26 protein-coding genes and 1 riboswitch are annotated in these 26,743 nt (G+C 67.7%); of the genes, 21 read left to right on the top strand and 5 right to left on the bottom strand.

Annotation, left to right across the window (positions count from 1 at the left end; genetic code table 11):
• Positions 1-184 precede the first annotated feature (184 nt).
• The 9 genes from DEBA_RS01115 to DEBA_RS01075 all read left to right on the top strand — a co-directional run bounded on the left by DEBA_RS01115 (position 185) and on the right by DEBA_RS01075 (position 8,518).
• A complete protein-coding gene (locus DEBA_RS01115; protein WP_013257058.1) occupies positions 185-376 on the top strand; it encodes a hypothetical protein in 192 nt (63 codons plus the stop codon).
• A gap of 188 nt (positions 377-564) precedes the next feature.
• The gene (gene tkt / locus DEBA_RS01110) at positions 565-2,565 is read left to right on the top strand and encodes a transketolase (RefSeq protein WP_013257057.1); all 2,001 of its coding nucleotides are present in this window, start codon (positions 565-567) and stop codon (positions 2,563-2,565) included.
• A gap of 169 nt (positions 2,566-2,734) precedes the next feature.
• Positions 2,735-4,279, top strand: coding sequence for a glucose-6-phosphate dehydrogenase (zwf, locus tag DEBA_RS01105; RefSeq protein ID WP_013257056.1), 1,545 nt, complete (start codon positions 2,735-2,737; stop codon positions 4,277-4,279).
• A 2-nt stretch (positions 4,280-4,281) separates the two neighbouring features.
• Positions 4,282-5,004, top strand: coding sequence for a 6-phosphogluconolactonase (gene pgl / locus DEBA_RS01100; protein WP_013257055.1), 723 nt, complete (start codon positions 4,282-4,284; stop codon positions 5,002-5,004).
• Positions 5,005-5,134: 130 nt separating this feature from the next.
• Complete coding sequence (locus DEBA_RS01095; RefSeq protein WP_013257054.1) at positions 5,135-5,743, top strand: RNA polymerase sigma factor; 609 nt, start codon at positions 5,135-5,137, stop codon at positions 5,741-5,743.
• Positions 5,740-6,411, top strand: coding sequence for a hypothetical protein (locus DEBA_RS17970; protein ID WP_013257053.1), 672 nt, complete (start codon positions 5,740-5,742; stop codon positions 6,409-6,411). The genes DEBA_RS01095 and DEBA_RS17970 overlap by 4 nt, the downstream gene beginning before the upstream one ends.
• A 24-nt stretch (positions 6,412-6,435) precedes the next feature.
• Complete coding sequence (locus tag DEBA_RS01085; protein WP_013257052.1) at positions 6,436-6,972, top strand: periplasmic heavy metal sensor; 537 nt, start codon at positions 6,436-6,438, stop codon at positions 6,970-6,972.
• A gap of 41 nt (positions 6,973-7,013) precedes the next feature.
• Positions 7,014-7,355, top strand: a complete 342-nt coding sequence (locus tag DEBA_RS01080; protein WP_013257051.1) for a hypothetical protein — start codon at positions 7,014-7,016, stop codon at positions 7,353-7,355.
• Positions 7,356-7,513: 158 nt separating this feature from the next.
• Positions 7,514-8,518, top strand: a complete 1,005-nt coding sequence (locus tag DEBA_RS01075; RefSeq protein ID WP_013257050.1) for a P1 family peptidase — start codon at positions 7,514-7,516, stop codon at positions 8,516-8,518.
• Between the two features lie 88 nt (positions 8,519-8,606).
• Here DEBA_RS01075 and DEBA_RS01070 read toward each other — a convergent pair whose 3' ends face one another.
• A complete protein-coding gene (locus tag DEBA_RS01070; protein ID WP_222832025.1) occupies positions 8,607-10,052 on the bottom strand; it encodes a glycosyltransferase family 2 protein in 1,446 nt (481 codons plus the stop codon).
• A gap of 430 nt (positions 10,053-10,482) precedes the next feature.
• On the opposite strand from DEBA_RS01070, the gene DEBA_RS01065 reads away from it, so the two are divergent.
• From DEBA_RS01065 to DEBA_RS01035, 7 genes are all read left to right on the top strand, one after another.
• Entirely contained in the window at positions 10,483-11,889 is a 1,407-nt protein-coding gene (locus DEBA_RS01065) for a sigma-54-dependent transcriptional regulator (protein WP_013257048.1), read from the top strand.
• Between the two features lie 192 nt (positions 11,890-12,081).
• Positions 12,082-12,792, top strand: a complete 711-nt coding sequence (locus DEBA_RS01060) for a sulfotransferase family 2 domain-containing protein (protein WP_043813460.1) — start codon at positions 12,082-12,084, stop codon at positions 12,790-12,792.
• Positions 12,793-12,978: 186 nt separating this feature from the next.
• Complete coding sequence (locus DEBA_RS01055; RefSeq protein WP_013257046.1) at positions 12,979-13,272, top strand: hypothetical protein; 294 nt, start codon at positions 12,979-12,981, stop codon at positions 13,270-13,272.
• 90 nt (positions 13,273-13,362) lie between these two features.
• Positions 13,363-14,655, top strand: coding sequence for a KamA family radical SAM protein (locus tag DEBA_RS01050; protein WP_013257045.1), 1,293 nt, complete (start codon positions 13,363-13,365; stop codon positions 14,653-14,655).
• Between the two features lie 12 nt (positions 14,656-14,667).
• Complete coding sequence (locus DEBA_RS01045) at positions 14,668-15,654, top strand: D-alanine--D-alanine ligase family protein (RefSeq protein WP_013257044.1); 987 nt, start codon at positions 14,668-14,670, stop codon at positions 15,652-15,654.
• A 17-nt stretch (positions 15,655-15,671) separates the two neighbouring features.
• Entirely contained in the window at positions 15,672-16,694 is a 1,023-nt protein-coding gene (locus tag DEBA_RS01040) for a D-alanine--D-alanine ligase family protein (protein ID WP_013257043.1), read from the top strand.
• Complete coding sequence (locus DEBA_RS01035; protein ID WP_013257042.1) at positions 16,694-17,188, top strand: GNAT family N-acetyltransferase; 495 nt, start codon at positions 16,694-16,696, stop codon at positions 17,186-17,188. Before DEBA_RS01040 ends, DEBA_RS01035 begins: the two co-directional genes overlap by 1 nt.
• Before the next feature lie 2 nt (positions 17,189-17,190).
• Here DEBA_RS01035 and DEBA_RS01030 read toward each other — a convergent pair whose 3' ends face one another.
• The 4 genes from DEBA_RS01030 to thiD are packed head-to-tail and all read right to left on the bottom strand — an operon-like array spanning position 17,191 to position 21,224.
• On the bottom strand, positions 17,191-18,192 hold the full coding sequence (locus tag DEBA_RS01030; protein WP_013257041.1) for a biotin--[acetyl-CoA-carboxylase] ligase: 1,002 nt from the start codon (positions 18,190-18,192) through the stop codon (positions 17,191-17,193).
• A complete protein-coding gene (locus DEBA_RS01025) occupies positions 18,189-18,998 on the bottom strand; it encodes an HAD-IIB family hydrolase (protein WP_013257040.1) in 810 nt (269 codons plus the stop codon). The genes DEBA_RS01030 and DEBA_RS01025 overlap by 4 nt, the downstream gene beginning before the upstream one ends.
• Positions 18,999-19,002: 4 nt before the next feature.
• Positions 19,003-20,307: a phosphomethylpyrimidine synthase ThiC gene (gene thiC, locus DEBA_RS01020; RefSeq protein WP_013257039.1), complete on the bottom strand. Its 1,305-nt coding sequence runs from the start codon at positions 20,305-20,307 to the stop codon at positions 19,003-19,005.
• Between the two features lie 2 nt (positions 20,308-20,309).
• On the bottom strand, positions 20,310-21,224 hold the full coding sequence (gene thiD, locus DEBA_RS01015) for a bifunctional hydroxymethylpyrimidine kinase/phosphomethylpyrimidine kinase (RefSeq protein ID WP_013257038.1): 915 nt from the start codon (positions 21,222-21,224) through the stop codon (positions 20,310-20,312).
• Positions 21,225-21,314: 90 nt separating this feature from the next.
• Positions 21,315-21,423: riboswitch (TPP riboswitch) on the bottom strand.
• Between the two features lie 206 nt (positions 21,424-21,629).
• Here thiD and DEBA_RS01010 point away from each other — a divergent pair.
• The 5 genes from DEBA_RS01010 to DEBA_RS00990 all read left to right on the top strand — a co-directional run bounded on the left by DEBA_RS01010 (position 21,630) and on the right by DEBA_RS00990 (position 26,724).
• A complete protein-coding gene (locus DEBA_RS01010) occupies positions 21,630-22,364 on the top strand; it encodes an MlaE family ABC transporter permease (RefSeq protein WP_013257037.1) in 735 nt (244 codons plus the stop codon).
• Positions 22,365-22,372: 8 nt separating this feature from the next.
• On the top strand, positions 22,373-23,137 hold the full coding sequence (locus DEBA_RS01005; RefSeq protein WP_013257036.1) for an ABC transporter ATP-binding protein: 765 nt from the start codon (positions 22,373-22,375) through the stop codon (positions 23,135-23,137).
• 59 nt (positions 23,138-23,196) lie between these two features.
• Positions 23,197-24,699 (top strand): MlaD family protein, encoded by a 1,503-nt coding sequence (locus DEBA_RS01000; protein WP_013257035.1) that lies wholly within the window; start codon positions 23,197-23,199, stop codon positions 24,697-24,699.
• 68 nt (positions 24,700-24,767) lie between these two features.
• Complete coding sequence (gene corA / locus DEBA_RS00995) at positions 24,768-25,826, top strand: magnesium/cobalt transporter CorA (RefSeq protein ID WP_013257034.1); 1,059 nt, start codon at positions 24,768-24,770, stop codon at positions 25,824-25,826.
• Between the two features lie 7 nt (positions 25,827-25,833).
• The gene (locus DEBA_RS00990; RefSeq protein ID WP_013257033.1) at positions 25,834-26,724 is read left to right on the top strand and encodes a mechanosensitive ion channel family protein; all 891 of its coding nucleotides are present in this window, start codon (positions 25,834-25,836) and stop codon (positions 26,722-26,724) included.
• Positions 26,725-26,743: the final 19 nt, after the last annotated feature.

Raw genomic sequence — 26,743 nt, 5'->3', positions numbered from 1 at the left:
CCTACACCAAACCAGGCAATCTTGCAAGGCGTTAGCCGGCTTTGCCGGGGCGGATTTTGCCGCCGGCCAAGGCTTGACGAGGCCGGGCCGAGGCGCGCACAATTTAATATGTAGGAAAAAAGCGAGAGCATCGCCGCCCGCGCGTCGGCCGGGCGGCCCAACCTGCCTGAAAAGGAGTAGCGCAGTGGCTGATGAGCTGACCACCCCCAAACATTGCCCCGGTTTCGAGGCCAACAAGGGCCTGAAGGTCTTTTCGTGCAAGTGCCCCAACTGCGGCCACGCCAACGAGATTTTCTCGGATGAGTTCGACAAGCCGCGCAAGTGCTCCAACTGTGGGACGCAGATCGACTTCACCAAGTGCGTCCTCGACGTCTGAGGTCGCGCCCACCCGCGCTCCGAGGCCGCGCCTTCCGCGCGGCTTCGGCCGTTTTGGGCCTCGGCCGGCCAAAAAAATGCCGCCCGGCGCGCCGGGGGTCTTTGCGAATCGCCCAAAAGCGGGTAGCTTAGTGCCAGTTCCGGCAAAAGCCGGCCCAAGGCCCATCCGACAACCCGAGAGAGATTGCCATGTTCAAGGTAGACAGCCAACTGGACCGTCAGGCCGTCAGCGCCATCAGCATGCTGGCCGCCGACATGGTCGAAAAGGCCAACTCCGGCCACCCCGGCATGCCCATGGGCGCCGCGGCCATGGCCCACGTGCTCTGGAGCCGCTTTTTGCGCCACAATCCGGCCGATCCCAGTTGGCCCAACCGCGATCGCTTCGTGCTTTCGGCCGGTCACGGCTCGGCGCTGCTCTACGCCCTGTTGCACCTGCATGGCTATGATCTATCGCTGGACGAGCTGAAAAACTTCCGCCAGTGGGAGAGCAAGACCCCCGGTCACCCCGAATACGGCCAGACCCCCGGCGTGGAATGCACCACAGGCCCCCTGGGCATGGGCCTTTCCATGGGCGTGGGCATGGCCCTGGCCGAGCGCTTCTTGGCCGGCCAGTTCAACCGGCCCGGCCACGCGGTGGTCGATCACCACGTCTACGCCATCGTCAGCGACGGCGATCTGATGGAAGGCGTGGCCTCCGAGGCGGCCTCGCTGGCCGGAACGCTGGGCCTGGGCAAGCTGGTTTATCTCTACGACGACAACCACATTTCCATCGAGGGCGGCACGGACCTGGCCTTCACCGAAGACGCCATGGCCCGGTTCGCGGCCTATGGCTGGCACGTGCAGCGCGTGGCCGACGGCGCGGACCTGGAGGCCATCGCCCAGGCCATCCAGGCGGCCAAGGACGAGACCGGCCGCCCCAGCATCATCGCCGTGCGCACCCACATCGGCCTGGGCAGCCCCAAGCAAGACCAGGCCAGCGCCCACGGCGAGCCCCTGGGCCCCGAGGCCATGGCCGTCACGCGGCAAAAGCTGGGTTGGTCGGCCGAACCCTTCGCCGTCTCCGACCAGGCGCGGGCCTATCTGGGCCAGTCCAAGGCCGCCGGTCAGGCCCTGCAAGCCCAGTGGCAAGAGGCCTTCCGGGCCTTTGCCCAGGCCCAACCCGATCTGGCCGCCCAGTTCGAGGCCCAGATCGCCGGCCGCCTGCCCCTGGGCTTTGGCGGCGAGGTGCCCACCCTGGGCCCGGCCGACGGCAAGATGGCCACCCGCGCCGCCAGCGGCAAGGTGCTAAACGCCCTGGCCAAACGCGTGCCCAACCTGGTGGGTGGTTCGGCCGACCTGGCCCCCAGCACCAAGACGATCATCGCCGGCTCGGGCGACATGCGCCCCGGCCAGCCGCCGGCCGGCCGTAATATTCACTTTGGCGTGCGCGAGCACGGCATGGCGGCCATCGTCAACGGCATGGCCCTGCACGGTGGGGTGATCCCCTACGGCGCGACGTTTTTCGTTTTCAGCGACTTTTGCCGGCCGGCCCTGCGCCTGGCCGCCCTGCAAGGCTGCAAGAGCATCTTTGTCTTCACCCACGATAGCATCGGCGTGGGCGAGGACGGCCCGACCCACCAGCCGGTGGAGCACTTGATGTCGTTGCGGGTCATGCCGGGCCTGCGCCTGATCCGCCCGGCCGACTACGGCGAGACGGTGGGGGCCTGGGCCTGCGCGCTGCAAGGCGAGGGCCCCACGGTCATCGTGCTCACCCGCCAGGGTCTGCCCATCCTCGATCCGGCCCTGGGCGCGGCCGAGGGCGTGGCCAGGGGCGCTTACGTGGTGGGCAATTGCGACGACGAGCCCCGGCTGATCCTCATCGGCACCGGCTCCGAGCTGCACCTGTGCCTGGCCGCGCAAAAAGAGCTGGCCCAACGGGGCGTGGCCGCGCGGGTGGTTTCCATGCCCAGTTGGGACATCTTCGCCGCCCAGGAAAAGGCCTACCGCGACCACGTGCTGCCGCCGACGGTGCGGGCCCGCCTGGCCGTGGAGATGGGCGCGACCCTGGGCTGGGAGCGCTGGGTCGGCGACGGCGGCGCGGTGATCGGCCTGGACCGTTTCGGCGCTTCGGCCCCGGGCGGGGTGTTGCAGGCCAAGTTTGGCTTCACGGTGGAAAACGTCGTGGCCAAGGCGCTGGAGCTGCTCAACTGACGGCCTGAAAAGGCGAAATTGCCGCATGGGGCGCGTCGCTGGCCGACGCGCCTCTTGTTTTTGGGCCGCGAAATGAGGACAATGGCATAACGCCGACCATGCGTCGGCTGGTTTTTCAACAAGCGCGCCGCCGGCTGGCACGGCCGCGAGCGCGGGCCGGGAGCGAGCCTTGACCACTAGTGCGCCGCCATGGGCGGGCCAAATCATCCAAGATGGCGTCGGCTGCCATCTGGAGGGCGCGCCGGACCCTTGCGTGGTCGTCATCTTCGGCGCCTCGGGCGACCTGTGCCACCGCAAGCTGATGCCGGCGCTCTACGACCTGTTCGTCAATCACGGCCTGCAAGAGAGCCTGGCCGTGGTGGGTTGCGCCCGCACCGCCTACGACGACGACCAATTTCGCGAGCTGATGGCCCAGGCCGTGGCCGAGGCCGGCCTGGACCTGGCCCGGTGGGACGCCTTTGCCCGGCGGTTGTTCTACCAGCCCCTGACCTACGACGACCCGGCCAGCTTCGCGCCCCTGCGCCACCGGCTGGAGGTCATCGACCGCGACTGCGGCGGCTGCGGCAACCGCATCTACAACCTGGCCATCCCGCCCCAGCTCTACGCCGACGTGGCCCGCAGCCTGAGCGCCGCCGGCATGAACCAAAGCGACGGCCCCGGCTGGCTGCGCCTGGTGGTCGAAAAGCCCTTTGGCGACGACCTGCAAAGCGCTCGCCAGTTGAACGCGGCCCTGGCCGAGGGCTTCGCCGAGGAGCAGATCTTTCGCATCGACCATTACCTGGCCAAGGACACGGTGCAGAACCTAATGCTCTTTCGTTTCGCCAACGCCGTGTTCGAGCCGCTGTGGGACCGCAAGTACGTTGATTTCGTGGCCATCACCGCCGCCGAGACCCTGGGCGTGGAGCATCGGGCCGGCTATTATGAACAAGCCGGCGTGCTGCGCGACATGTTCCAGAACCACATGCTCCAGCTTTTGGCCCTGGTGGCCGGCGAGGCCCCGCCCAACATGGACGCCGAGCGGGTTCGTGACGAGAAAATCCGGCTTTTCCGCTGTTTGCGGCCACTACCCGCCGATAATCTGGACGGGACGCTGGTGTTGGGCCAATACGCCGCCGGCCGGGTGGCGGGCCAGGAAGTCGTGGCCTACCGCGACGAGCCGGGCGTGGCGCCTGGGTCGCTCACGCCCACGTTCGCGGCGTTGCGCGTTTTCGTGGACAACTGGCGCTGGCAGGGCGTGCCGTTTTATCTGTGCTCGGGCAAGCGCCTGGCCAAGAAGCGCACCAGCATCGACATCCAGTTCAAGCAGGTGCCCCACTCGCTGTTCCGTCAGGCCCTGGGCGAGCACATCACCAGCAATCGCCTGAGCTTGGGCATCCAGCCCGAGGAAACGATAACCCTTAGCATCCAGACCAAAAAGCCCGGCCCCAAGCTGTGCCTGCGCACGGTGGGCATGGGCTTCGACTTCCGGGCCGGTGGCGAGCCCATGCACGACGCCTACGAAAAAGTGCTGCTGGACGCCATGTTGGGCGATCATACATTGTTTTGGCGGCAAGACGGCGTGGAGCTGTGCTGGCAGTGGCTGGAGCCGCTGTTGCGGGCCTGCGAGGCCTGCGCCGACCGCGGCAAGCGGCTGCATTTCTATCCGGCCGGCGGCTGGGGGCCGCCCCAGGCGCGGGACGTGGCCCCGTTGCTGGCCGACCGGAACGAGGACTGATTTTGGGTGAATGGATCTTCGACACTCCCGAGGCGGTGATCAGGGTGTCGGCCTCTCGGGTTGTTCAGGTGGTGCGCCAGGCGACGCAGGCGCGGGGCGTCTGCACGGTGGCCCTGCCCGGCGGCGGCTCGCCGCTTTCACTGTTCGCCAGGCTGGTTCAACCGCCCCAGGTGGGCGAGATACCCTGGGAGCAGGTGCACCTTTTCTGGGGCGACGAGCGCTGCGTGCCCCTGGATGACCCCCGCAGCAACGCCGGCCAGGCCAAGCGCCTGTGCGAGGGCGGCTTCACGCCGCCGGCGGCCAACGTCCACCGCATCCAGGGTGAATTGGGCCCCGACGAGGCCGCCCGGCAATACGACGCGCTGTTGCGCGAATTTTTTCAGGCCAGCGGCGACGAGCCGCCGGTGTTCGACCTGGTGATCCTGGGCATGGGCGCCGACGGCCACACGGCCAGCCTCTATCCCGGCGACGCGGCCCTGAACGAAACCAGGCGTTGGGCCGTGGGCGTCTGCCCGCCGCCCCAGGCCGACCCGCCGGTGGCGCGGGTGAGCTTGACGCTGCCGGTGTTCAACGCCGCCCGTCAGGCGCTGTTTTTCGTCATGGGCCAGGGCAAGCGCCAGGCCCTGCAACGGGTCCGCGCCGGCGACAAAAGCCTGCCCGCCGCCCTGGTCCAGCCGGTCAAGGAGCCGGTGTGGATCCTGGACGAGGCCATCGCCAAGCAATAAACCAGTCGCGTTCCGCCAAAAAACTGATTTACTTGTAGACAAAATCAGCTCGCCCCACGTCTGCGCGAATAAAGGCCATAGCCCGCGCGAGGCTGGCGAGGAGGCCACAACCAAGAGGCGACCTTCGGACGTGAATCCACAATCCGACAACGCGCAGTCGCTGGACCTGGCCGTCGCGCTGGCCCAAAAGGCCAAAGGCGGCGACGAGTTCGCCTTCGACAAGCTGGTGGACATGTTTTGGGGCGATATCTACCGCATGGTTTATTATCGCACCCAGTCGGACATGGACGCCGAGGACATCGCCCAGGAGGCCTTTATCAAGGCTTTCGACGGGTTGGCCCAGTTGCGCGACGCCTCTTGCTTCAAGGCCTGGCTCTACAGCATCGCCGTCAACCTGGTGCGCGACCATCACCGCCGCCAGGGCGCGCGACGCTTGCTGCGGCCGTTGGAAGAACATGACGAGCAGACGCCGGCCCCGGCCGGCCGCGCCGGCGGCCCGGTGTTGGAAGACGAAGTGGCCAGCAAGGAGCTGTGGCGGATGATCGCCGCTTTCTGCCGGGGGCTGCCCGGCGGCGAGCGCGAGGCGTTCACGCTGCATTTTCTGGATGGCCTGGGCATAAAAGAAGTGGCGCAGGCGTTGGGCAAAAGTGAAAGCGCCGTTAAAACACAGCTTTATCGCGCGGTAGCCAAGCTGCGCGGCAAGCCGGAGCTGCTGAAGGCGTTGCGAGGCGAGGCATGAGAGCGACCGAACACATCGGCGAGGCCGAGATCATTCGGGCGGCCGTGGACCAAGACGGCTCGTCGCAGATCGTGCGGGCCCATCTGGCGGCCTGCGGTTACTGCCGGGCCCAGGTGGAGGCCCTGGCGGCCGATTTGGCCGCGCTGGCCCCGGCGGCCGCGCGCGTGGTCAAGGCGCCGCCTCGGCCGCCCCGCCTGGCCCTGGCCCGGCGCAAACGTCAGGCCGAGCGCTGGTTGTGGCCCTTGCGCGGCCTGGCCGCCGCCGCCGTGGCCGCCGCCGTGGCCCTCAACCTGGCCACGCCGCTCCAGCCGCCCAGCCAGCCCGCGCCCGTGGCCCCGCTGGCCGTGGCCGCGCCGCCGGCGCAAGCCCCGGCCCCGTTGGCCCAGGCCGCGCCGCCGATGGAGCCGACCCAGGCCCCGGCCCGGCCCGCGCCAGCGGCCCCGGCCACACTGGCCCAGGCCGCGCCGCCGGCCGACGATCTGGACGAGCCGCTGGACTTGGTCGGCCTGGCCGGCCAGTGGACCCGCTCGGCCCCCACCGAAATGTATTGGCAGCCCGAGGAGCCCTTTGATCGTTTCAAACGCTTTGTCATCAGCGGGGGCATGCGTCAGGCCGACCAGGAGTTTTTCGAGGCCGCCGTCTCGGATGTCGACGAGCCACGGAGCTAGCAACATATCGCGGAGGGAAGCGCCATGCCGCAAAAATTCATTGTCACGCTGGCCGCGGCCTTGCTGACGCTGGCCGTCGCCGCCCCGGCCGCGGCCCAGGGCGGGGTCGACATGTACAAGCTCTACAAATGGTGGCAGTCGCCCGAGATCATCGCCCAGCTCAGCCTCAGCCCCGAGGAGATCGACTCGTTGGAAAACCTCAACCTGGAGCTGCGGCGCAAGATCATCAGCCAGCGCAACCAGATCCAGCAGGCCAGGGTCACCCTCGACAGCTACTTCGACCAAGACCCCCTGGACGAGGAGGCCATCCGCCAGCAGTTTACCCAACTGGCCCAGGCCCAGTCGGAGGTGACGCTGGACAAGTCGCGCTTTTTGCTGGAGGCGCGCAAGATCCTGGGCCGCGACCGTTTCATCGAGCTGCGCAACATCTATGGCGGCGCCCAGCCCGGCCAGCCCGGACCGCCGGCCAAGCCCGAACCAAGTCCACCGACCAGCGGCTTCAACCAACCCGGCGACGGCTACGGCCAGCCGGCCGGCAACTTCAACCAACCGGCCAATTGACGCGCCCGGCGCGCTTTTGGCCATCGTCTGGAGCGTGTGTCATGCCCAAGATCCTGTGGTGCTGCGCCTTGGCCGTCGTGACGGCGCTGTGCGCGGCCGCGCCGGCCCAGGCCCATCGCCCGCCCGTGATCATCGGCGGAGGCTGGGGCTTTTCGGTGGTGTTGCCCGGGCCCTACGTTCCGCCGCCGCCGGTTTACTACGTGCCGGCCCCGCCGCCTTGCCCGCCGCCGGGCTATTACGCGCCCTACCCGCCACCGGCCTACTACGTGCCGGTCCCGCCGCCCCGGCGCCCCTATTATTATCGCCCGTGGGGCCCGCCGGGCTATTATCACCGCCCCGGCCCCCACCATCATCCGGGGCCCTATGGCCGCGCCCGCTACTGAGGCGCGGCAAACGGCCAACGCGCGGCCTTCCCCTTGGCGGGGGAAGGCCGCCGTTGTTTGGGGCCCGGCCCTTGACGGCCGGCCGCCAGTGGCCTATACCAAAAAAAGCCGCTGATTGACGCGGCCTTGACGCTCATTCCCAACAAAAGGCTTGAAGCATGATCAAACCAGGAAGGCACAACGCCATCACCGACGTGGCGGGCCTGTTGGTGGGCCATCATCACGACCTGTCCGCGGCCAGCGGCGTCAGCGTGGTGATCTGCCCCCAAGGCGCGGTGGGCGGCGTGGACGTGCGGGGCTCGGCCCCCGGCACCCGCGAGACCGACCTGCTCCAGCCGGAAAATCTGGTGCGCGTGGTCAACGCCGTGGCCCTATGCGGCGGCTCGGTCTATGGCCTGGCCGCCGCCGACGGCGTGGTGCGCTGGCTGGCCGAAAAAGGCTGGGGCTTTCCGTTGGAGGGCGGCCAGGTCGCGCCCATCGTGCCGGCGGCGGCGCTTTACGACCTGGGTCGCGGGGCGTCGTTCGTCCCGCCCACCGGCGCGGACTGGGGCCGGGCGGCCTGCCAGGCGGCCGGCGATGGCCCGGTGGCCATGGGCGCGGTGGGCGCGGGCTGTGGGGCCATGTCGGGCGGGATCAAGGGCGGGCTGGGCACGGCCAGCGCCGTGTTGGCTTCGGGCCTGACCGTGGGCGCGCTGGTGGCGGTCAACTCCCTGGGCGGGGTGATCGACCCGGCCAGCGGCCGGCCCTGGGAGATCGGCCGGGAGCTCGACGGCGAGTTCGGCCCCCAAGGCCGCCGCGCCGTGCAATTGCCGCAGGCCCCGCCGGGTCAACCCGGCCAGAACACCACCATCGGCGTGGTGGCCACCGACGCGGCCATCGACAAGGCCCAGGCCAAAAAACTGGCCCAGATGGCCCAGGACGGCCTGGCCAGGGCCATCCGGCCGGCCCACACCATGTACGACGGCGACACGATTTTTTGCCTGGGCACCGGCCAAAAGGAGCTACCCCGCCAGGAGGGCTTTTTCGCCTCGCCCCAGGCCCTGGCCATCACCGAGCTGGGCCAGGCCATGGCCGATTGCCTGGCCCGGGCCATTGTCCAGGCCGTGCTGCGCGCCCAGCCCCTGGCCGGCATGGTCGCCTTCGCCCAGTTGGCCGAGCGCTGAGCGCGGAAGCGCGCGCGCAAAAAAACCGGCCCGACGTCACGGCGGGCAAGCCGCGGACGTCGGGCCGAAAGTCGGTCTTATCTGGCGATCAGCGCAGGCCGGTGCGGGCCGAGGCGGCCACCGAGACCGTCCAGGGGTCGGGCTGCTCGGCCACGGCCTTGTGCTCCTCGGTCAGGCCCCTGGTCAGCCAACTGGAGCGATGGGGCGTGACCAGGGCGTAGAGGCTGATCCAGCTCAGGGTCAGCACCCAGAACAGGCAGTAGGGGAAGCCCCAAAGGCAGTTGCTGTTGCGGTGACGCAGCAGGTAGAACAGCGCCGGCACCGTGCCGCCCATGGCCGCGCCCACCAGGAAGTTGCCGCCCATGATCAGCGGATAGGCCACCAAGGTGCAGACGGCGCTGATCTTGAGCACCTCGCCCACGGTCATGGCGAAGACTTGCAGCAGGAAGTTGATCCGGCCGCCCAGCTTGCCGCCCTTGCGGAAGTTGGTGAACACGAAGCGGCCCATGACCAGCGACTCGCGCACGTTGCTGCGCGCCCAGCGCAGCAGCATGCGGCACAGACCCTTGTAGCCCAGGGGCACCTCGGTGTAGACCACGGCCTTGCGCGCGAAACGCACGAAGTAGCCGGCCTTGAGCACCAGGTTGGTCAGGGCGCGGTCCTCGCCGATGTTGGCCGGCCGGCCGCAGAAGGTCTGGTTGAGCCAGCCCTCCAGATCGGGCCGCACCACGCTGTCGCGGTAGGCCGACAGGGCGCCGGGGGTGGTCAGGACGGTATTGACCTGGCTCTGGCTGGCGCGGATGAAATCGAAGCTGAAGGTGAAGCTGACGTCCATCATCTTGGGGATCATGCCCCGATGGGCGTTGAGCACGCGCACGTTGCCGGCCACCGAGCCCACCTGGGCCTCGCGCACGAAGGGGGTGATCAGGTGGCGCAGGGTGTCGGGGGCGATCTCGGAGTCGCTGTCGATGGTGACGAGGATCTCGCCGGTGCTGTTCATGAAGCCTTCGTACAGGGCCCGGCGCTTGCCGCTGTTGCGGTCGAGGCGGCGCAGGTCCAGGCGCTCGCCCAGCTCGCGGGAGGCCCGTTTCATCCACAGCCAGGTGTCGTCCTTGGAGCCGTCGTCAACGGCGATCAGCTGCATCTTGGCGGCCGGATAATCGCTGGCGGCGATGCTGCGCAGGGTCTTGAGCACCTGGGAGCCCTCGTTGTAGGCCGGCACCACGATGGTGATGGTGGGCAGCTCGTCGTCGGAACACGGGGCCTCGGACTTGTACATCAGCGTCAGGACCACCCGCCAGATCAGCGAGAACAGGCCCACCGCGCCGGAAACGTTGGCCAGGATGAAAAAGACGCCGCCCAGATCGGTGGAGACGAAGCCTTTCATGTGCAGCATGATGTCGTCCCACAACACCACGCCGCCGGTGAGCATGCCGATCAGGGCCGTGACGATGACGCCCTTTAGCAGCAAGACCTTGGCGCGCGATTTTCGATCGGTCACCTCTTTGGCGGCCTCGTCGGCCATCAAATCCATAGTATCAGTCGCATCCGCATCCGGAAGGCTGACGTTCAGCTTTTCCTGCATCGGTCGTAATCCCTTCAACGCAGCGTATATGGCTCACTGTGTAGATTCGCGTCCATGGGGGGCGACGCGCCGCGAATATTACCCGACGGCCGTCCGCAACGCCAGGCCAGTCAGGCAAAAGCCATGCCTATATGCAACCACGCGAAAATACGGACAAAAAAATCCGCACCCTCGCAAAGTGAAATCGAACTTCCTCAAAAAAATCGTGAAAAGCGCCCGCCGGGGTGTAACCGGATGACAAATAGCGGGGCAATCAATTGATATCAGTAGCCAATAAAAAAGTGAAGTCAAAATTCACCCGCCACGATTGTTCTGGCGGCCATGGCGATTTTGTTATATTTTTTTGGCATTTGGCGTCAAGCGCCCCTGGAGGCGGCTTTTGAAAACCGTTTTGGTTGGCACCAACGACAAAAACGCCCAGGCCAGCATCCACGCCTGCCTGTCGGCGGTCTATTCGGTGGCCGTGACCGACACCGGCCCCGCCTGTCTGGAAGCCATCGGCAAGCGCGCTTTCGATATTTATTTCATTGACATAGACTTTATCCGCCAGTGCCTGCCGCCCGAGAATCAGCGCGATTTCGCCGCGGGGCTGCGCCATTTTCGCAACGGCCACCGCAATGTCCCCGTGGTCATCCTGGCCCCGCCGGAAGCCATCCGCCAGGCGGTGGAGGCGGTCAAGGCCGGGGCCGAGGACTATCTGATCTATCCGGTGGACGTCCACGAGGTCGAGCTGGTGCTGGACAACCTGCGGCAAAGCCACAAGATTCAGGCCGAGCTGCAATTTTTGCGCGACAGTTTCTGGCGGGTGGAGTCCCGCGATCTGGTGCGCACCCGCTCGCCGCTGATGAAGGCCGTCTACGAGCGCATCGAGTCGGTGGCCTCGACCAAGGCCACGGTCTTGCTCACCGGCGAGACCGGCACCGGCAAGAGCCTCATCGCCAAGCTGATCCACAGCCACAGCAAGCGAGGCTCCGGCCCGTTCATCTCCGTTCACTGTGGGGCCATCCCCGAAAATCTGGTGGAAAGCGAGTTGTTCGGCCACGAAAAGGGCTCGTTCACCGGGGCCGAACGCCGCAAGCTGGGCAAGTTCGAGCTGGCCGATCGCGGCACGATCTTCCTCGACGAGATCGGCACCGTCTCGCCCAACGCCCAGATCAAGCTGCTTCAGGTGTTGCAGGACGGCACATTCTCGCGGGTCGGCGGCGAGCGCACCATCGCCGTGGACGTGCGCGTGGTGGCCGCCAGCAACGTCAACCTGCAAGAGCTGATGGAGGCCGGGGCCTTTCGTGGCGACCTGTTCTATCGGCTCAACGTCTTCCAGATCGAACTGCCGCCTCTGCGCCAACGCCGCGAGGACGTGGGTATTCTGGCCCGCACCTTTCTAGAGCGCCTCAACGCCGAATACGGCAAGAACATCGGGGCCATCGACGCCACGGTCATGGAGGCGCTGCGCAATTACGCCTGGCCCGGCAACATCCGCGAGCTGGAAAACCTGCTGGAGCGCGCCTATATCCTCGAAAAGACCGACACCCTCTGCGCCACCAGCTTCCCCGCCGACCTGCTGGCCCTCAGCTCCCCCGCGCCCGGCGAGGAGGAGGCCTTTGAGCTGCGCCTGGCCGAGGCCCGCCAGCGGGCGGTCAACGAGGTCGAACAGCGCTACCTGATCAAGCAGCTCACGCAAAAGAAAGGCCGCGTGGACCGCTGCGCGGCCCAGGCCGGCGTGACCACCCGCCAATATCGCTACCTGATGGCCAAGTACGGCCTGCGCGCCAAGGATTTTCGCTGAGCGCGCCGTAACCACGGGACGACGGATTCCGATTATTCCCTGCGAGGCAAGCCGGCAAGCGGCGAAATTCCACGCGGCTTGCCCTGCCGTGAACCATTCGTGCAACGCGGGTCGGGCCGAGCAATGGGAGTATTCGGATCATTTAAAAAGCTTCGAGGGCCACGGGCCGCCGCGCCGCAGCCCGCGCCGCGGGTGGAGCTGATCAGCGTGCACGTGCCCAAGGCGGCGGGCGCCAGCTTCCGCCGGGCCTTGGCCGAGCACTATGGCCCAGAGGCGGGTTTTGGCGATTACGCCGAGTTCATGGAAGACCCCCGTTCGCTTTGCCACCTGGACCCGGAGCTGGCCCAGCGGCGGGCGGTGGGCCTGGTGGCCGGCCTGCCGCCGCGAACCACAGTGATCCATGGTCACTTTCCGGCCGACAAGTATCTGTTGGCCTGCCCGGAGGCCAAGCGCGTCATCTGGTTGCGTCATCCGGTGGCTCGGCTGGTCAGCCACTATTATTTCTGGCTGACCAGCGACCGCCACGGCAACTTGATCCACGATCACATGCTGGAGCACGAATTGGATCTGCCACGGTTTGCCCGCCTGCCCGTCATGCGCGATTTTGTCAGCAACAACATACTTAAATCAATGACGATTGACGATTTTGACTTCGTGGGGCTGCAAGAGCGCTATCCTTCCGACCTGGCGCGGTTGGCCACGGCCTTGGGTTGGCCGGAGCGCCCCGCCGCCCGCGCCGACAACAAGGGCCGCCTGCCGGGCTACGCCCAACGCCTGGCCCGATTGGCGAGCGACGATGACCTGATCAAACAGTTGGCCCGGTTGAACCAGCGCGACATGGAATTGTACGGTCGCCTGGCCCGGTCCCGGAACTTGCCGGCGCCGCTGAACCCTTTCAAATGACTTCAGCGCGGGTGGCGCGAGCCAAGGATTGCGGTCGGCCGCGCCGCCCATACCTGGGCTTGAGTGAAATTTCACTTCACCCCAATCGCTTGTAACATTAAAACAATTCGTAATTTCAAAGCGATATCCGTTGGCACATGGCTTGAAAGAGCGCCCGGCGGCGATGTACGCCAGGAGACGCCAGCAATGAACTGCGCCTGCCGCACCAAAGAAACCGAGTTGACCGGCCTTTTGATCCCCGTGGAGTGGGACCGCGCCGGCAACGTCGAAGTCTTTGCCATCGCCAGCTACGACGAGACGGTTCACCGGCTGCTGCCCGGCGAACTGCGCAAGGAAATGATGACCCTTCTGCGCCGCGAGGTCACCGTCTGGGGCGACTTGACCGAAAGCGGCGGCGAGCCGGCGCTGAAGGTCAAGCGTTTCGCCCAAACCAACCTGGCTCGAGGGCGTATCTTCCCGGTCGACGGCGGCCCGCGCTAACGGTCGTCGGGCCGTCAACCGATCGGGCCGGCCGCCCGGAATCATCCACCAAAAAAACGCAACGGAATTATTTGGGGCAGGAGCTTCAGAATGAGCCAAATCGCCGCCAACAGCAACCAGTGCGAAGCCTCCACCGAAGACCTGGACCCTCCAGGCCGAAAATCCGTCCCTTGCCCGCTACCCGCCACGCCCGCGGTCGATTGGTCGACCGAGGCGGGCCATGGTTTCAATCCTCATCAATCCAGCGCCAGCGCCGCCTTTCGCCGCCGCTTTTTTCCCGGCGTCTGCGCGGCCCAGTGGAATGACTGGCGCTGGCAGGTGCGCAACCGCCTGACCAACCCCCAGGCGTTGGAGCGCTTTTTTCCCCTGGCGCAAGAAGAACGCCGCGCCTTCGAGGCCGTGGCCGGCCGTCTGCCCATGGCCATCACGCCCTATTATCTCAGCTTGATCGACCGCCAAAATCCGGCCGACCCCCTGCGCCGGGCCGTGGTGCCCACCTGGATGGAGGCCGTGGTCAGCCCCGGCGAAAGCCACGACCCCCTGGCCGAGGACGCCGACATGGCCGCGCCCGGCCTGGTCCACCGCTACCCCGACCGGGTGTTGCTGTTGGCCACCGGCTTTTGCTCGACCTATTGCCGCTATTGCACGCGCTCGCGCCTGGTGGGCGGCGGCGGCATGCACACGGGCAAGCGCGCCCTGGAGCGGGCCCTGGCCTACATTGAGGCCACGCCCGCCGTGCGCGACGTGCTGATCTCGGGCGGCGACCCGCTGACCATGGCCGACGACCGCCTGGAGTGGCTGCTTTCGCGCCTGCGGGCCATGCGTCACGTGGAGATCATCCGCATCGGCAGCAAGGTTCCGGCCGTGTTGCCCCAGCGGGTGACCCCGGCCTTGACCCGCATGCTGAAAAAATACCACCCGCTGTTCATCAGCCTGCACTTCATGCACCCGGCCGAGCTGACCGTCGAGGCGGCCAAGGCCTGCGCCCGCCTGGCCGACGCCGGCGTCCCCCTGGGCAGCCAGACGGTGCTGCTGGCCGGCATCAACGATGATGTCGCCACCATGCGCGCGCTGATGCAGGGTTTGCTGCGCCTGCGCGTGCGGCCCTATTACCTCTATCAATGCGACCCCATCTGCGGCTCGGCCCATTTTCGCACGCCCGTGGCCAAGGGCCTGGAGATCGTCGCCGGCCTGCGCGGCCACACCACCGGCTACGCCGTGCCCACCTACGTCATCGACGCCCCGGGCGGCGGCGGCAAGGTGGCCCTCTACCCCGAGTCGGTGATCGGTCGCCAAGATGAAGCGCTGTTGCTGCGCAATTACGAGGGCGGTCAATACGCCTACCCCGACAACGCCCACGGCCCCGGCCGGGCCCTGTGCTGACAAGGCGACGCGATGCTTATCGGCCTGACCTATGATCTGCGCCAAGACTATCTGGCCCGGGGCTTCGAGCCCGAGGCCGTGGCCGAGTTCGACAGCCCCGAGACGATCGCGGCCATCGAGGCGGCCCTGACCCGGCTGGGGCATCAGCCCCGCCGGGTGGGCGGCTTGCCGGAGCTGATGGCGGCGCTCTTGGCCGGCCAGCGCTGGGACTTGGTCTTCAACATCGCCGAGGGCCTGGGCGGCTTCGGCCGCGAGGCCCAGGTTCCGGCGGTGCTGGATTACCACGGCCAGGCCTATGTGTTTTCCGATCCGCTGACCCTGAGCCTGACCCTGCACAAGGCCATGGCCAAGCGGGTCGTGCGCGACTTGGGCCTGGCCACGCCGGATTTCGCCGTCATCGACGACGTGGCTCAACTGGCCGAGGTGTCGCTGGCCTATCCGTTGTTCGCCAAGCCGGTGGCCGAGGGCACCGGCCGGGGCGTGGAGGCGGCCGGCAAGGTGGGTGACGCGGCGGCGCTGGCGGCGGTCTGCCAGCGGCTGCTGGCGCGCTACGGCCAGCCGGTGCTGGTCGAGCACTTTTTGCCCGGCCGCGAGTTCACCGTGGGCGTGCTGGGCACGGGGTCGGCGGCCAGGGCCGTGGCGGTGATGGAGGTGATCTTGCTGGCCAGGGCCGAGGCCGAGGTATATTCTTATCACAACAAGGAAAACTGCGAGGGCCTGGTGCGCTACGAGCTGGCCGACGGCCCCCTGGCCCAGGCCTGCGCCGCCTTGGCCGTGGCCGCCCATCGCGGCCTGGGCTGCCGCGACGCCAGCCGGGTGGATCTGCGCTGCGACGAAACGGGCCGGCCCCATTTCATGGAGATCAACCCCCTGGCCGGCCTGTGCCCCGGCCACTCGGACCTGCCCATCCTCTGCGGCCTGGCCGGCATGGGCTATGATGAACTGATCGAGGCCATCGTCGCCTCGGCCCTGGCCCGCCGGGCCACGGTCGCGGCCTGAACAACCGGGAGCGCGCCATGAAAGTGGTGGTTTTGCACGACATGGCGTCTCCCGACGCCGCGCCCGATCTGGCCGACAACGTCGTCCAGGCCAGCCAGGTGCTGGCGGCGCTGGGCCGCCTGGGTCATCGCGCCCAGGGCCTGGCCTTTGGCCCCGAGGTCGATCAGACCCGTCAGGCCCTGGAGGAGCTGCGGCCGGATGTGGTCTTCAACCTGGTCGAGACGCCCCTGGGCATGGCCCGCATGATCCACCTGGCCCCGCTGCTGCTGGAGCGCCTGCGCCTGCGCTACACCGGGGCCGGGGCCAGGGGCATGCTGCTGACATCGCAGAAGCTCCTGGCCAAAAAGGCCATGCGCGAGAGCAACCTGCCCACGCCCGACTGGTGCGGCCCCCGCGATGACGGCCTGCCATTTTCGCCACTGAGGCGCTATATCGTCAAATCCGTCTGGGAGCACGGCTCGGTGGGCCTGGACGACCACTCGATCATCAAGCCCCTGGGCCGGGCGGCCATGCGCGCGGCCATCGCCCAGCGGGGCAAGGCCCTGGGCGGCGACTGTTTCGCCGAGGCTTACATCGATGGCCGCGAGTTCAACATCGCCATCCTGGCCGGCTCGCGGGGGCCCGAGGTGTTGCCGCCGGCCGAGATCACCTTCGAGGGCTTCCAGCCCGGCAAACCCCACATCGTGGGCTATCGGGCCAAGTGGGTGGAGGATTCCCACGAATACAACCACACCCCGCGACGCTTTGACTTCGAGCCCCGCGACGCCGAACTGCTGGCCCGTCTCAAGGCCATGAGCCTGCGCTGTTGGCGGCTGTTTGGCCTGCGGGGCTGGGCCAGGGTCGATTTTCGCGTCGATCGCAAGGGCCGGCCGTTCATCCTCGAGGTCAACGCCAACCCCTGCCTGGCCGACGACGCCGGCTTCATGGCCGCCGCCCGCCGGGCCGGGCTGGATCAGACCATCGTGGTCTGGCGCATTCTGGGTTCGGCCAGCCGGGGCCGGCGGCGGGGTTGCGCGGTCGAAAAGACGGGGCTGGCCTGATGGCGTTCGCCGCGCCTTGGCGCGAGGAGCTGGCCCGCGGCGACGAAGAGTTGGTGCGCGGCCTGTGCCTGGCCGCCGGCAATTTTTCGGCCGAGGAGGTGCTGGTGGCCGTGGAGCTGGTGCAAGAGCGCCGGGCCAAGGGCCTGGCCAGCGGCTATCATTTTGTTTTTGCTGCCGAAAACGACCAATGCCCCGGCTACGCCTGCTTCGGGCCCATTGCCTGCACCGACGCCTGTTGGGATTTATATTGGATCGTCGTCGATCCGGCGCGCCAGGGCCGGGGCCTGGGTCGGGCGCTGATGGCCCAGGTGGAGCGTCGCGTGGCCGAGTTGGGCGGGCGGCGCGTCTATGTCGAGACGTCCTCGCGCCAGCCTTACGCGGCCACGCGGCGTTTCTACGCCGGCCTGGGCTACCGCCTCGCCGCGCGCATGGACGACTTTTACGCACCCGGCGACGCCAAGATGGTCTATTGCCGCGACATCGCGCGGGCCTGAGCCTATTCCCTGCCCTCCAGGCCGGCGATGGACTTGAGGCTCACGTCGCCGTGGCGGACAATCCTGACGCGGCCGGGGCCGGTGCTCAGGCGCAACGCGCCGTCTGGCTCGAAGCCGGCCACCTGGCCGCCCACCAGCGCGCCACCGTCGTCGATCGTCACCTGGCGGCCCAGCAAGAGGCTCTGGCGTTGATATTCATCGCGCAGCGCCTCCAGTTGGCCGGCCAGCAGCGAGGCGTAGAGGGCGTCGGCCTGGCGCAGAATGGCCGCCAGGAGCACGGCGCGGTCCCAGCGGCGGCCGCTGGCGGCCAGCAGCGAGGCGGCCGGCGCGGGTAGCATGGCCAGATCTTCGGGGCTCCAGTTGACATTCAGCCCCGCGCCGACCACCACGTGGTCGATCCGGTCGGCCCGGCAGGTGAACTCGGTCAGCACGCCCACCAGCTTGCGCCCGTCGAGAAAAACATCATTGGGCCACTTGACCATGGCCCGCAATCCGCAAAGCCCTTCCACCGCCCGGCACACGGCCAGGCTGACCACGTTGTTCAGCAGAAAAACCAGATCGACCGGCAGATCGACCGGCCGCAGCAACAGCGAAAACAGCAGACTGGCCCCCACCGGCGCCTGCCAGGCCCGGCCCAGCCGACCCCGGCCGGCGCTCTGGTGCTCGGCGCAGAGGCAAGCCCCGTGGGCCGCGCCGGCCTCGGCCAGGCGGCGGGCCTCCAGGTTGGTCGAGTCGATGGTCTGGTAGTGCAAAAGCGGCCGGCCCAGGCAGCCCTCGGGCAGGCGGGCCTCCACGCGTTCGGCCAAGACGGCCTCGGGCTCGGCCACCAGCAGATAGCCCGCCCGGGGCCTGGCCTCGATGGCAAACCCCCGCTGGCGCAAATTCGCCACCGCCTTGCCCACCGCCGCCCGGCTGCAACCCAGCAGCCGGCCCATCTCCTGACCCGAACGGGGGCCTTGGGCCTCCAGCAAAAGTTTCAGCACCCGGCTGGTGGGCGTGCTCATGGGGCCAGTTCCTCCAGCGCCGCCAACACGGCGCGGTTCCAGCCACGGGGGCCGGGCAGGGGTTGCAACGCGAGGCCCGGCGCGTCCACGGCGGCGTGGGAGCCGTCGGGCCGGGCCAGCAACACGGGCCAGTCCACCGCCCGCAGCATGGAGGCGTCGTTGGGCGCGTCGCCCAGGGCCATGGTGCGGATTTCCTCGGCGCCGCCCTTATAATAATCGATGAGCCTGGCCACGGCCGCGCCCTTGTCGCCGCCGCCCAGCAGATGAAAAAACCGCCCGCCCCGCGTCACGGCCAGGCCGTGGGCCCGGGCCGCGGCGATGAAGCTTTCGGCCTGCTCCTCGGGCCGGGGCAGGATCAGCGGCTCGTTGAAGCGCCGCCGCCGGGCCAGGGCCGCCCGCGCCGGGCTCAGGCCGGTGAGGCCGGCCACCTCGGCGTCGCTCATCTGGCCAAAGCCCCTGGCCCCGAATGGCCCGTTGAAGCGGGCCAGGCGGGCGCGCACCTCGTCTATGCCCAGGCCCAGGGCAAGCACGCGCCAGCCCGCTTCGGCCGGCCGCCAGCCCGGCCCGGCGGCCAGGGGGTGAGCTTCGGGCGCGAAGATCCCGCCGCCGTTTTCGGCCACCAACGGCTCGCTCAGGCCCATCTCGCCGTGCAGGGCGATCATCTCGGCGCTGGTCTTGCTGCTGCACAGCACCAGCGCCCCGCCGGCGGCCCGCAGCGCGCTCAGGGCCGGCCGGGCCGCGCTCCAGGCATAATCGTGATGATCGAGGAGCGTGCCGTCGAGGTCGCTGAAGACCACCAGGCGCACGGCCTCAGACCTTTTTGCGCTCGGGGTGCAGATAGTCGCGCATCAGGCGCACGGCGCAGAACTTGCCGCACATGGTGCAGACCTCGTCCTCTTGGGGCCGGCTGCCCTCGCGCATGGCCCGGGCGGTTTTGGGGTCCAGGCACAGGCTCATCATGGTCTCCCAGTCCATGGCCGCGCGGGCCTGGGCCATTTGACGATCGCGCGCCACGCTCTGGGCGCGGCCCCGGGCCACGTCGGCGGCGTGGGCGGCGATGCGCGTGGTGATCACGCCCTCGTAGACGTCCTTTGGTCCGGGCAGGGCCAGGTGCTCGGTGGGCGTGACGTAGCAGAGGAAATCGGCCCCGGCCGTGGCGGCGATGGCCCCGCCGATGGCGCAGGCCACGTGATCCCAGCCGGCGGCCACGTCGGTGACCAGGGGGCCCAGCACGTAAAAGGGCGCGTCGTGGCAGAGGCGTTTTTGTAGCTGGATGTTGGTGACTATCTGGTTGAGCGGCACGTGGCCTGGCCCCTCGATCATCACCTGGACGCCGGCGTCCCAGGCCCGCTGGGTCAGCTCGCCCAGGGTGATCAGCTCGGTGATCTGGGCGCGGTCGGTGGCGTCGGCCAGGCAGCCGGGCCGCAGGCCGTCGCCCAGCGAGAGGGTCACGTCGTGGCGGCGGCAGATGTCGAGCAGGCGGTCGTATTGGGCGAAAAGCGGGTTTTCGGCCTGGTTTTTGATGATCCAGCAGGCCATGAAGGCCCCGCCCCGGCTGACCACGTCGGTGACGCGGCCCTCCAGGCGCAGGCGCTCCAGGGCGGCCATGTTCACCCCGCAGTGGACGGTCATGAAGTCCACGCCCTCGACGGCCTGCTGCTCGATGACGCGGAACAGGTCGTCGGCGCTCAGATCGACCACGCCCTTGCCCTGGCCCGTGATCTCCACCGCCGCTTGATAGATCGGCACCGTGCCCACGGGCACGGGGCAGGCGGCGATGATCTGGCGGCGCATGGCGACAAGGTCGCCGCCGGTGCTCAGGTCCATCACCGCGTCGGCCCCGGCCTCCAGGGCCGCTTGCAGCTTCTGGCGCTCCTCGGCCGGATCGCAGCGGTCGGGGCTGGTGCCGATGTTGGCGTTGACCTTGACCGCAAGCCCCTGGCCCACGCCGCGCGGTTGCAGGCAGGCGTGGGCCGGGTTGCAGGGGATGGCGATGACGCCACGGGCCAGGCCCTGGCGGATGATTTCGGCGTCGAGGCCCTCGCTCTGGGCCACGGCGGCCATGGCCGGGGTGATCTGGCCCTTGCGGGCGGCGGTCAGTTGGGTGTCGATCATCTTCAGGCTTCCTTTCCAGCGCGGGCCAGGCGCTCGGCCAGCTCTTGGGGGCTGGCGGCGCGCAGGCGCGCGGCCTGGTCGGCGGGCAACAGTTGCAGGGCGGAATCAAGGGTCTGGCCCAAGCTCAGCAGCGGGTCCAGGTCGGCCCGGGCCACCACCGGGCCGTGGCCGGCGCCCAGGGGTTGGGACGCGGCGATGCCCCGGCGCACCAACAGCCGGGCCCGCTCCACGGCCGGGACCAGGGCTTGGCCCTGGGCCAAAAGGGTGGCGATGGCCGTGGCCAGGGTGCAGCCGGTGCCGTGGGTGTGGGGTGTGTGCAGGCGCGGGGCGCTGAAAAAATAGGCTTGCCGGCCGTCAAAAAGGGCGTCGCCAGGGTCGCCGGCCAGGTGGCCGCCCTTGACCAGGGCCGCCTGGGCCCCCAATTCCACCAACTGGCGGGCGGCCCACTCCATGGCCGGCCGATCGCGCACGGTCCGGCCCAGGATGGCCTCGGCCTCGTCGAGATTGGGCGTGACCAGGGCGGCCAGGGGCAACAACCGGCGGCGCAGGGCCTCGATGGCCTCGATGGCCAGCAGGCGGTCGCCGCCCTTGGCCACCATCACCGGGTCGACCACCAGCGGCGCGGCCAGCGGGGCCGCCAACTCGGCCACCAGCTCGACCAGCTCGGCCGAATGCAGCATGCCCGTCTTGAGCGCGTCGGCGCCGATGTCGCCCACCACGGCGTGGAACTGGGCGCGCACGAAATCCAGCGGCGCGGCGTGGACGGCGCTGACGCCCAGGCTGTTCTGGGCGGTGAGGGCGGTGACCACGGTCATGGCGTGGCCGCCCAGGACCGTGGCGGCCTTGACGTCGGCCTGGATCCCCGCGCCGCCGCCCGAGTCGCTGCCGGCGATGATCAACACCCTGGCCGTGGGCATGGCTGGCCTCCGCTGCCACAAAAGAAAAACCGGCGGGAAAAAAGCGAAAGGCCGCTGACCCGCGGCCCAAGGACAAACGCGCTAACGGTTTGCGACAGGACGGGCCGTTCCCTCCGCCGGCATGATCCGGATCAGGTTCAAGGGGTCGCGCCTTTGGCGGCGGCGCTCTCAGTCCTCGTGGACACCCCCCAGCATGACAAAAATTATCAACCAGCGGGGCAAACGTCAATAATGTAATGAAATCGGCCCGGAGCTTCCTTGACCAAGCGGCGCGGCAAAACTATAGTGTAAGAATGCCGCCCGGCCGCGACGTCACGTGGCCGAGCGAGGCTCGCCAACGGCCCATTCCGATGAAAGCGCGCGCGATTGTTTAGCAGATTTTTCGAATTCATCGGCCGCAAGACCATGGGCGGCCTGAGCGAGGCCGGCGAGATCGTCCTGCTGCTGGCCCAGGCGGCGCTGTGGCTGCTGCGGCCGCCGTGGCGCATGCGGTTGGTGCTCAAGCAGATGGAGTTCGTGGGCAACAAGAGCATCAACGTGGTCATGCTCACCGGCGCCTTCACCGGCGGCGTCTTCGCCCTGCAAAGCTATTACGGCTTTTCGCTGTTCGGGGCCGAGAGCCTGGTCGGCTCGACGGTGGCCCTGGCCCTGACCCGCGAGCTGGGCCCGGTGCTGACTTCGCTGATGGTCACCGGCCGGGCCGGCAGCGCCATGGCCGCCGAGATCGGCACCATGCGCGTCACCGAGCAGATCGACGCCCTCTACGTCATGGCCGTCAATCCCGTGCAATATCTGGTGCTGCCCCGGGTGCTGGCGGCGGTGATCATGCTGCCGGCGCTGACGATCGTGGCCAACTTCATCGGCATCCTGGGCGGCTACGCGGTGGGCGTGGGGATGCTGGGCATCAACGAGGGCGTTTTCGTGGCCAAGATCATCGAATACGTCGAGTTCGACGACATCGGCATGGGCCTGGTCAAGTCGGCCATCTTCGGGCTGATCCTCTCGCTGATCGGCTGCTACAAGGGCTTTTACACCTCTGGCGGGGCCGAGGGCGTGGGCCGGGCCACCACCGAGGCCGTCGTGCTGGCCAGCGTGCTGATCCTGGCCGCCGACTACGCCCTGACGGCGATAATGTTTTGAGGGCGGATGTGGCGGCTGCGGAAAACATCATCGAACTGCGCGATCTGGTCAAGAACTTCGGCCGCCAGCGGGTGCTCGACGGGCTGAACCTGACCATCCCCCGCGGCCGGATCACCGTGATCATCGGCCGTTCGGGCGGCGGCAAGAGCGTGCTGCTCAAGCACATGATCGGCCTGATCAAGCCCGACGCCGGCCAGGTGCTGGTGGGCGGCCAGGACATCGGCCACCTCGATGACCGCCAGCTCAATCAAATCCGCCGGCGTTTCGGCATGCTTTTCCAGGATGCGGCGCTTTTCGATTCGATGAGCGTTTTCGACAACGTGGCCTTTCCCCTGCGCGAGCACACCAGCCACTCGGCCGCCGAGATCGCCCGCATCGTCGCCGACAAGCTGCGCATGGTGGGCCTGCCCGGCGTCGAGGCCAAGATGCCCAGCCAGCTAAGCGGCGGCATGCGCAAGCGCGTGGGCCTGGCCCGGGCCATCGCCCTGGAGCCCGAGATCGTGCTCTACGACGAGCCCACCACCGGCCTGGACCCGTTGATGACCGAGGCCATCAACCGGCTCATCGCCGACACCCAGGAGCGCCTGGGCATCACCAGCGTGGTCATCAGCCACGACATCGCCGGGGCGCTCAAGATCGCCCACCAGATCGCCATGCTCTATCAGGGCCGGATCATCGCCAGCGGCTCGCCCGAACAGATCGGCGACAGCGACGACCCGGTGGTGCGACAGTTCATCAGCGGCAGCGTCGAGGGGCCCATCGAGGTATTGTAATTCGCGGCCGCGCCGATAATATGTTTTAATGGCTTGAGAGGCGAAAGGGCGGAGGGTTCATGGCCGGGGTATCCACGGAAGCAAAAGTCGGCGTCTTCGTGATGGTGGCCATCGCCCTGTTGGGTTACATGACGCTGCGGCTGGGCGATTTCCAGATCGGCGAGCCGGCTGGCTACGAGGTCTGGGCGCTGTTCGATTCGGCCAGCGGCCTGAAGCTCAACGCCCCGGTGGAAATGGCCGGCATCACCATCGGCAAGGTGGCCGGGGTGAGCCTGGACCAGGGCCGGGCGCGGATTACGCTACGCATCAACGAGGACGTGCATCTGCCGGCCGACGTGCAGGCCCTGATCCGCACCCGTGGCGTTCTGGGCGACAAGTTCGTCTCCATCGAGGGCGGCAGCCCCGCCGCGCCGCCGCTGGAAAACGGCCAGCGCCTGGCCCGGGCCAGCGTGCCCACCGACCTGGATCAGGTCATGAGCCGCATCGGCCAGGTGGCCGAGGACATCGGGGCCATCACCTCGTCGCTGAAGATGAGCATCGCCTCGCCCGAGAGCCAACGCAACATCGCCCAGTCGCTTTCCAACATCAAGGAGCTGACCGACACGCTCAAGGTGGTCATCGGCGACAACCAGGCCCGGCTGGACAACATCATCGCCAACCTGGACAATTTTTCCGAAAACATCAGCCAGCTCAGCGACGAAAACCGCTCGGCCCTGACCAGCACCATCCAGAACTTCGCCAAGGCCAGCGCCAACATGGAACAGACCATGCACAGCCTCAACTCCGTGCTGGCCAAGATCGACGACGGCAAGGGCACCATCGGCCAACTGGTCAACAACGACCAGACCGTGCGCGACCTCAACTCCACCCTGGCCTCCCTGCGCCAGGTCAGCGACAAGATCAACCAGGGCAAGGGCACCCTGGGCCGCCTGGTCAACGACGACGCCACCATCGACAAGATCGACCAGGCCCTCACCGGCATCAACGACTACATCGGCCAGGGCGACGCCTGGCGCCTGAAGGTGGATTACCGCGGCGAGTACCTGTTCCAGCACGAGGCCCTGCGCAGCGAGGTCAACGTGCTCTTGCAGCCGCGCATGGACAAGTTCTACCTGCTGGGCGTGGTCTCCGACCCGGTGGGCCGCCGCCGCGAGACGCTCACCGACACCACCACCAACACCGACGGCGAGATTTCCCACGTCCGGGTCAAGCAGTTCACCACCGACAAGGACGACCTGACCTTCAACGCCCAGATCGGCAAGCGCTTCTACGACGCCGTGATTCGCGCCGGCCTGTTCCAGTCCACCGGCGGCTTCGCCCTGGACTACATGCTCATGGACGACGACCTGCGCCTGACCATGGAGCTCTTCGACTTCAGCACCGACGAAAAGCCCCACCTCAAGCTGCGTTCCGACTATCGGTTCATGAAATACTTTTATGTCACCGCCGGCGTTGACGACGTGCTCAGCGACCAGGGCAACAGCACGTTCTTCATGGGCGGCGGGTTTTACTTCGACGACAACGACCTGAAGTTCTTGTTGACCAAGGCGCCCACGCCCTAGCGGGCCGGGCCAAAGCCGCCAACGGCCCGCCGTCGGGGCGGGCGCGGAAGGCATCGAAGCCCACCGCCATGCTCGATTTTATCAAAGGCTGGTCTCGGCGGGCCGCCCTGCCGCCCGGGTCGCTGGTCCACGTGGGCCGGCGGCGCGTCCAGACGCCTTCGGCCACGGTGACCTACTACAACGGCCAGGGCCGGCGCGTGGTCGAAAACGCCGGGCCGGGCGACGTGGCCCCGGTCGCCGACGAGGTCTGCTGGCTGCGCGTGCGCGGCCTGCACGACCTGGAGCTGATCCGCGGCCTGGGCCAACGCCTGAACCTGCACCCGATGCTGCTGGAGGATGTGGTCGAGGCCACCCAGCGGCCCAAGGTCGAGGAGTTCGCCGACTATCTCTTCGTGGTGCTGAGGCTCCTGCGCTTCGATCAACAAACCGCCGTCATCAGCGAGGAGCAGCTCAGCCTGGTCTTGGGCCGGGGTTGGGTGGCCACCTTCGAGGAGAGCGACGACACGCCCCTGGATTTGGTGGCCCAGCGCATCGCCCAGCGGCGCGGCCGCATCGCCGAAATGGGGGCCGACTACCTGGCCTACGCCATCATCGATGTGATGATCGACAGCAATTTCGGCGTGTTGGAAGCCTTCGGCGAGAGCCTCGACGCCATCGAGGACCAGGTCTTGGCCAACCCCTCCGAGGCCTCGGCCAAGGCGCTCTATCACTTCAAGGGCCAGATAATCCACCTGCGGCGGGTGCTGTGGCCCCTGCGCGAGGTGGTCAATTTCATCGCCAGGGGCGATTCGGGCTTTTTCAGCCAGCCGGTGTGGCCATTTTTGCGCGATGTGGCCGACCACGCCCTGCACGTGCTCGACGCCGCCGACGCCATCCGCGAGCAGGCCACCGGCCTGATGGAGCTGCACCTGGGGGCCTTGGGCAACCGCACCAACGAGGTGATGAAGGTGCTGACGATCATGGCCTCGATCTTTATCCCGCTGACGTTCATCGCCGGGGTTTATGGCATGAATTTCGAATACATGCCCGAGCTGCGCCTGCACTATGGCTATCCGGCGGTCTTGGCCGCGATGGCCGCGGTGGCCGCGGGGCTGATCATCTATTTCCGCCACAAAAAGTGGCTCTGAGCGGGCCATGCCTGATTTCACCTGGTCGATGCTTTTGGATTTCAGCACCATTCCCGGGGCGCTGAGCCTGGCCGTGGTCATCGCCGCCGTGGCCACGGTTTCCTCGCGGGTGCTGACCAAGATCATGGAAAACCAGGCCAAATGGGTCATCGGCCACCTGCGGCGCAAGGTCGACGAGACGATCGTGCGCTACATGGTGCGGTTGAAGACGCTGCTGGTGGCCCTGGCCGGGGTGATGCTCTTCGTCAGCCTGGTGCCCCAGTTGCGCGCGCTGATGAGCACGATGCTGGCCGGCGCGGGCATCACGGCGCTGGTGGTGGGCCTGGCGGCCAAGCCCACGCTCTCCAACCTGGTCTCGGGCGTGGCCATCGCGGCGTATCGGCCTTTCCGCATCGGCGACAAGCTGTTGATCGAGGGCGAATCGTGCACGGTCGAGGACATCACCCTGCGCCACACCATCGTCAAGACCTGGCAGAACCGCCGCCTGATCATCCCCAACGAAAAGATCGACGGCATGGTCATCTCCAACTACACCATCGTCGAGGAGCGCATGCTCTGCACCGTGGAGGTGGGCGTCAGCTACGACACCGACATCGACCTGGCCCGCCAGCTGATGCTGGATGAGGCCGGCCGCTGCCCCCACCGCCAAGCCGACGGCCCCGAGCCGTGGGTCCGCGTGGTGGAGTTGGGCGAATACGCCGTGGTCGTGCGGATTTATCTGTGGACGGAAAATATCGACGAGGCCTGGCTGGCCAGGTTCTGGCTGCTGGAGCATGTCAAGAAGCGCTTTGACGCGGCCGGCGTGGAGATTCCTTTTCCCTATCGCACGGTCGTCTACAAAAAAGACCTGCCCCCGGCCAAGGTCGGAGCGCCCGCGCCGCCGTCATCGGAGACTTGATTCACCCCCGAAAGGAGGT

The organism is Desulfarculus baarsii DSM 2075 (genome assembly GCF_000143965.1).
In the GTDB taxonomy this organism is placed as follows: Bacteria; Desulfobacterota; Desulfarculia; order Desulfarculales; family Desulfarculaceae; genus Desulfarculus; species Desulfarculus baarsii.
Note: the sequence above shows the minus strand (reverse complement) of the source record. Positions and strands in the feature narration are given on the sequence as shown.